Below are 7092 nucleotides of genomic sequence, written 5' to 3'. Positions count from 1 at the left end.
TTTGCTAGAACAGTAGGTCCCGCAATGCTTCGCTGAATGGCAGCTTGTGGGGCTTTCCCACGTTTCATTTGTGCTTTTTGTGTGGCATCCATTTTGCAGTGCTTGCACTCGTAGGCATGTTCAATATGCTGAATGCGCATCATTTTTGCCGGAATGAATTTTGCTTCTTCACGCGCAATAGTTGTACCGGCTTCGGTCATTGGGCCAAGGCAACAGTCGCATTGTGTATTGGTGGGATGATGGTGAGTTGTCAGTGATGGGATTTAGTGTCACAGGGACAATTGTTAGTTTGGTAGTTGACATAAAGAAGCACCTCCTCTAATTTGATACATTTATCGTACCGGAGGTGCCTTGTTGTTTATATGCGTTATTTGATTACGGGCTTACAATCAAGCAGCCTAAAAGTGTTTATATGTGTCTCAAATACAAATTTTGATTGGAAGTTTGACACAGCTTTTAATATTTATGATTGTCAAAGGCTTCAAATTGTAGTTAATTTTCCGAATTGTTTCTGCACCGGTGCAGGTCACTTCTTTAAAACAAATCCATTTTTCCAAGTCCCAATAAATATCAGTTCATCATTATTAATATATTCAGCAAAACATACATATTCGATTGGCACCGAATTAATCAGTTCAAGTTGTTCTATTTGTACTAAATATAAGATATGGTTGTAAATTATTAGAACAGAGTCTTCTAGTTTAGAAAGGTGAATACTACCTGCCATTAAATTTGGATTTTCATTGGGTAATTTTATTTTATTTTCAATAATACTTAAATTATTATTTACTAATAAAATTTCATTTCCTGAGACAATAAGATATTGGTCCTTTGTTTTTATATAAACAATCTTATCCCAAACAAATTCGGTTTTAATTAACTCATGTTGGATGTTATCATTCTTTATATCTAATACAAGTAAATTAAACATGAAACGTTCCGTCTCATTACGTAAGCTTAGGATTGTAAAAATGTACTTACCCTCAATTTGTTGATTACAGGTGATAATTTGTTGTATACCCTCATTAGGAATAGATAGGATTGGAGAAATCATCTTCGTTTCCAGATCTAGTGCGACAATTTGTTCAATTCCATCCATTTTAACAACATCCACTATTTTATTTTGTTCATGATTAAACAAAAATTTCCCCTCAATCATTTCGATGAATTTAGTATTTTTAAAAATCGAAACAACTTCAAAATTAATAGTTTCGTATACATAAATATTTCCTAACGTATTTTTTACTATAAGAAATCTTTCGTCATCTGAAAATAATACTTGTGATGGATGAGCCGGTTTTTTTAATCTATGTGTTTCTTCCCCTGAATGAAAATCATGGATCATAGTGCTCCCCGCACATCTGGCTATCAATCCCTTTTTCTTCGCATATGATAATGAGTAAGATGTTTTAAATTTATAAATAAGGTTCAGACCTAACATAATATCCTCCTTAAAATGGTGCCCAGGCATTAAATTTACCTAACCAAATCTTAATTAGATTATACATAGCTTTTACACTTTTAAAGTTGTCATTTTTCTTTTTTTTAGTACTGTATGATGACTCCATTAGTACATTAATTGCACCATAATACAGTTTTGTGTGAAGACGTCTGTGTAGACCTGTTTTTAACTCAATTAAATTAATTTTATCATTAATTTTTATATCAACATTTTTTATAATATTTCGGGCAGCTTGTGCAAGAGGTGCTGTTTGCGCTACTATATGATGAATCTCAGTTTTTGATTTATATTTTGGTTTTACTTTTACTTTTACTTTGGCAAAGCTAGCTTTTATAGCGGGCATTATTGCATCTAAAGACTTTACCGCTTGCAAAATCAAACTCACTACTAAAAGACCATATAAAGGGGCATATGAAAGTGGTATGGCATATTCCCCAGTCGAATCGACATTCATCACTGGGTTATTATTCGCATAATTATAGCCATTCAACGATAAAGGATTCATTGTATCTCCACTAACAGGGTCTAGTGATAAGAACACACCTGTATCCGGATTATAATAACGTGCCATTAAATAGTAAAGCTTTGTGCTCTCATCGTAACGATAGCCAGCATAGCGGTATGGGTTGATAGTATCCATATTATCTGTACCACTCTGTGTTAAAATGTTACCCCATACGTCATATGTGTAAGATGCAACGAGCTTGCCACTTTCATCTGTCAGCCCAAGTACATCACCACGATAGTTTGTGATGTAATGATAAGGTACACCTTTGTAAATCATTGTGAGTAGATGTCCATTGTCATCGTAAACATAACTTTTTACTGCGTAAGTGCTTTTATCCTTCTCATAGAGGACGCAGTTAGTGTCTCCATCATAAGAGTAGGTAATGGAACCCTTGCTATCTTTACTATGGATTCTTCTTCCGTTTTCATCATATTCATATTCTGCGATGACTGTGCCAGCGCTATTTGTTACTTTCTTTAGCTGATCATACGCATCCCATTCGTACGTATTTGCGCCATCATTTGTTAAATTCCCATCATCATCGTAAGTATATAACTGATTATTTACATACTTTAATCGATTAACTTCATTATATTGGTAAGCAGTGGATTCGGTTTTACCTGCTTTTTTCACACTTTTTGAGAGGCGGTTACCAACCTCATCATATGTGTAATCCATTTGTATGTCATCGTCATCATACGTTTCTTGCGTTAATTGATTTAAAGCATCATAGTCATAATTGACTTTGTTTTTGCTATTTTGTTCAATGGATTTGATATTGTTGTTAGTATCATACTTATACGTGAACTTATTCCATTCCGCTGTATTCGACAGTGATAATATCTCTTCTTCTAGTCGACCTGATTTATAAACTTTTGATAATTTACTGCCATTTGCAAAATTAGTATCTTTTAATTGACCTGTCACATCGTCATAGGTAAAGGATGCTAGTAGTTTCTTGTTTAACTCTACCTGTTTCGTATTATAGGCATTATCAGGCTCAAATTTTAATGTATTATATGTTTTATAACCCGGGAAGGAAAGTGACGATAAGTACTTGTCGCCTATATATTCGTACTCAATATTGCCATCAATATCATCTTTATCAATCGATTTTAGTAATCCATTGTCATAGTAGCTAATACGTTTTAGAGTAGATTCAGTTTCACCATAATATATTAGCTGATCGTCCCCATCTTTTGCGTAACGCCACATTTTTTTCCATTGACAACGACCGTTGTACCAGGTGCTTGTTGATCAATTTTATTTTCAATACGATCTCCCTTAGTTGTTTGGAGTAATATTAACTCACCATTTTCATCATATTGATAAGACGTTGTATTGCCGAAATGGTTTTTCTCTTCTGTAATTTGATTTTTACCATTGTACTTAAAGTCTGTTTTGAACCCTCTTGCATTTGTTATCTGTTTTAAATTTCCATTGCCATCATATTCGTAAGCTGTTTGTTGCTGCTTTGGATCGACAATAGTTTCAAGTTCATTCTTTAAATTATAGGAATACTTTGTTTCATTGTGTTTTCCATCTATAGATGCTGTGATATTTCCAGACAAATCTTGTTCAGTAGTTGTCGTATTGTTATATGCATCCGTATGGTTAATGATTTTTTGGGAATCCCTATAATTTGTATCGTAAACTTCTTTAATGCCATCAGATGTTTCCATCGATTTTAAATCACCATAATTGTCATAATCATACTTCGTTATTGTCTGCCCACTAGTAGAAGGGGATTTAGACTCTACTAGATTTCCTGTTGGACTATACACATAGCTACTCACTTTACCATCTGAGTCAGTATGAGTTTCGAAATTTTGGTAAGTCGTGTAGGTATACGATTGTTTATTATTTTCTGCATCCGTTGTTGTTTTTAAATTGCCATTTTTGTCATACTCATTCGTCACTAAAACTTTGGACACACCATCAATGGTTTCCGTTTCTCTTAAAATATTATAGTTTTCATCTAGATCATACGTTTTCTCTTCACCAGCAGGGGAAATGACTTTTTCAACAACAAAGTTATTGTTAACAAAATATCTTGTAACACCTTGCTCTGGGTCAATAATTGTTGCAACGCCTGTTGCTCGATCTAATGAATATTCTGTTTTAGGTTGGTTTGCTGTATCTTCAGTTGGTTCATAAACATATTTTAAATCTGCGCCATTATATTCAAATTTTGTAAGCTTACTATTTGCATCGACAATTGTTGTTAGAAATTTATTCGTATATATAAATTGTGTTGTTGTTTTGTTACCAGTTATGTCTTTCAACACATCTACATATTGTAAGTACCCATCTGACGTATATCGATATGTAATTTGTTGGTCACCATACGTCATCTTGCTAATCATGCCAGATTCATATTTAAACTTAAGTGTTTTATTTAATACATCCTTGCCTAAATCTGTTGCAATCTCTATCAATTGATTATCACTATTGTAAGAATAGTGGATTTTATTGCTATTACGGTCTATTTGAGTCGTAATATAGGCAACCTCTACATCTGTATCGCTTGTCGATTCACGAACTTTGAAAATAGTTTGGTTGCCATATAAATCATAAAGAATAAACGTATCTGCTGCGGTTTTCTTAATGGTATTATAATTACCCAGTTCACCCTCATATTGCTTTGTTTCTGCTTTATAAGTGAAAACATGAATCGTTCCATCTGCGTCTTTGTACTGTAATTGATTATTTTGACTGCCCGTATTAGTAAAAATCTTTTCGTCCCCTGTAAAGCTCCAACCATAACCGAAAGCAGACTTTTCATAGTCTTTACTATTGTAAGTTCTAGTAAATCTTAAACTAGAATCAGCTCGTCCTAGAATTGACATATCTTCATATTGTAAAATATTATTATGTGTTGTTAAATTCACATAATTTATACCATTTACTAATGGACGTGAATCATAATCCCAATAATCTTCTATGCCAAGTCTGGCGAATGTTTTATACGTAACAACAAGCTGAGGCTTATATTTATTTAATGTGGACTGTTCACTACTAGCAAATTTTTTATAAATCTGTGTTGATTCACTATCGCTCTTTAACATAAATCCATAGTTAGTGGATGGATTATTGACCCACCCTTGCACTGCTTCAAGCGGAACCTTCCAGTTTACCTTAGCGTCTGCTATAGAGTTAGGTGGTACACCAATACCTTTTACTGTACGGAGTTTGTCATTTAAAAAATCTCCACCAGCTATTTTCCATGCTGTATATGGAATCGTTTTGGCATAAGTCCAGGACGCTTGGTTTTCTTCCCAAGGGCTTGTTAATTTGTGAATACTAATATCAATAGGTGAATTATTATTAGTAGATGATAGCCATAAATTTAAATCTGCTGATATGATTGAAGTACTTGAAGGTACAGCACTTAAATCAAATTTTAATAAACTCCTAACTGTGTTTCCACCTACTGCTGTTCCTACGCCTAATTCAAAGTCATTTCCCCCTGTTTGTGTAGGTGAAGCACTTCGTATTGTTGTATCTTCCATGTTTGCTGAAGTTTGTAGGCGAACAATCGTAGGATCAATTGTAATAGGATATACACGTTCCTTACTTTGTAACCAAGTAGCATCTGGCTCTAAGTATACAAACAAGTCTTGTCCAATTACTTCATAACTTAATGTTAATTGATATGATCTTGCCTCTTCGGGTATCGATATTATTTCATCAACAGTTTTAAACCCTTCAGGTTTATAGCTATCATACATGTAAGGTGCTTCTATCTTATATAATGGTGTATTGGTAGCCACATCCTTCAAATAGATGTTCTGGTCAATCTGTTCTACGGTTAACCCAGTAACATTCAATTTATATGTGATTTTTTTTGGGAAACCATCTTTGGGCTTTTCGCTATAAATAATATCTTCTTTAATCTGATTGGACCCTATTGTGTAAACCACATCGGTGTCTTTTAATACGTTTGGATAGCGTATTGTATTATTATCTACTACCCCTTTAGCATTTTGGACTTGTTCGTTTTTATTAGCTGTTTCATGTTGGGCAGACACTAAGCCAAAGTCAATCTTCTTAGAATCATCTGTGATTGTAATATTTTGCTGCGATGCAGTCGTAGTTTTGTCAATTTCTACAGAGAATTCATTGGCTTTATTTGTTACCGTCTTACCATTGTTTGTTTCGACTAAGCTATTGTCGATTTCTTTCCAGTTCCCTTGTTTATCCTTATATTGAATGGGCTCTTGAGCAATCTCTGCTGTATAAGTTCCATCCAAATTATCAAATGTTTTAGCATTTTCTGTTCGTAATTCTACTAATTCTATTGGTTCTTTTTCTTCACTCTTCTTTTCTTCTACATTCTTTGCTTCTGCTTGTAGCACAAAATTCCCAAAAGGAATATACGTGATGAATAACGTAAGTACTACACTACAAATTAATAATTTTTTTAAAAAACTTCTCAATTTTACTACTCCCCCAAAAATTAACATATATATTTTTGATATCCCTCCAATGACATCCAATATATATTATCACTATTCATATCTGTAGTTATATGGTAATGCTTAGCTACTAATATTTACATATAATTAATACCTTAATTTTATTGAAAATGTTCTTTGAAGAACGATGAAGTGATAAAAAGGGTTTATAATAAAGGTAAGCCCGAAATATAAAAAAAGCGCACCTTTTCGGTACACACGACGAGTGGCCATCTATCTGAATTTTTTTCGGATAGATGGCTATTTTGCACATATAGCTTGGATTTTTTTCGACCAAGACATGTAATTCTTTAAAATCTCTGGCTGTTGGTGAATCGGTAAATTTGGCAGTTCTGTCATTAACGTCACTAGGTATTGATAGAAATCGATGCCGTTTGCTTTTGCCGTTTCAGCCAAACTTAAACAAATGGCATTCGCTTTAGCACCGGCTTCACTAACAGAAAAAAGCCAGTTCTTGCGACCAATCACAGTTGGGCGAATCGCATTTTCAACTGGATTATTATCGATTTCAATTCGACCATCGAACAGAAAAGCTTTTAATCCATGTAAACGATTTAATGTGTACTCGGCAGCTTTAGCTAAGGCATTTTTTCCGAAGAAAGGTGATTCGTCCACCCATTTTAAGAATTTCTCTACAATCGGTT

General features: G+C 33.8%; 4 protein-coding genes and 1 pseudogene. All 5 read right to left on the bottom strand.

Annotated elements, in window-relative coordinates:
* A pseudogene (locus ACQKOF_RS24830) lies at positions 1-245 on the bottom strand (IS66 family transposase zinc-finger binding domain-containing protein); the annotation flags it as partial.
* 281 nt (positions 246-526) lie between these two features.
* Entirely contained in the window at positions 527-1441 is a 915-nt protein-coding gene (locus ACQKOF_RS24825; protein ID WP_427563011.1) for a hypothetical protein, read from the bottom strand.
* A 10-nt stretch (positions 1442-1451) separates the two neighbouring features.
* A complete protein-coding gene (locus tag ACQKOF_RS24820; RefSeq protein WP_427563008.1) occupies positions 1452-3185 on the bottom strand; it encodes an RHS repeat-associated core domain-containing protein in 1734 nt (577 codons plus the stop codon).
* Positions 3149-6409, bottom strand: a complete 3261-nt coding sequence (locus ACQKOF_RS24815; protein ID WP_427563005.1) for a DNRLRE domain-containing protein — start codon at positions 6407-6409, stop codon at positions 3149-3151. The genes ACQKOF_RS24820 and ACQKOF_RS24815 overlap by 37 nt, the downstream gene beginning before the upstream one ends.
* A gap of 279 nt (positions 6410-6688) precedes the next feature.
* A partial coding sequence (locus tag ACQKOF_RS24810) for an IS66 family transposase (RefSeq protein ID WP_427563002.1) occupies positions 6689-7092 on the bottom strand: 404 nt, incomplete at its 5' end.

This window comes from Lysinibacillus sp. NPDC093190, from assembly GCF_050280425.1.
Classification (GTDB): Bacteria; Bacillota; Bacilli; order Bacillales_A; family Planococcaceae; genus Lysinibacillus.
Note: the sequence above shows the minus strand (reverse complement) of the source record. Positions and strands in the feature narration are given on the sequence as shown.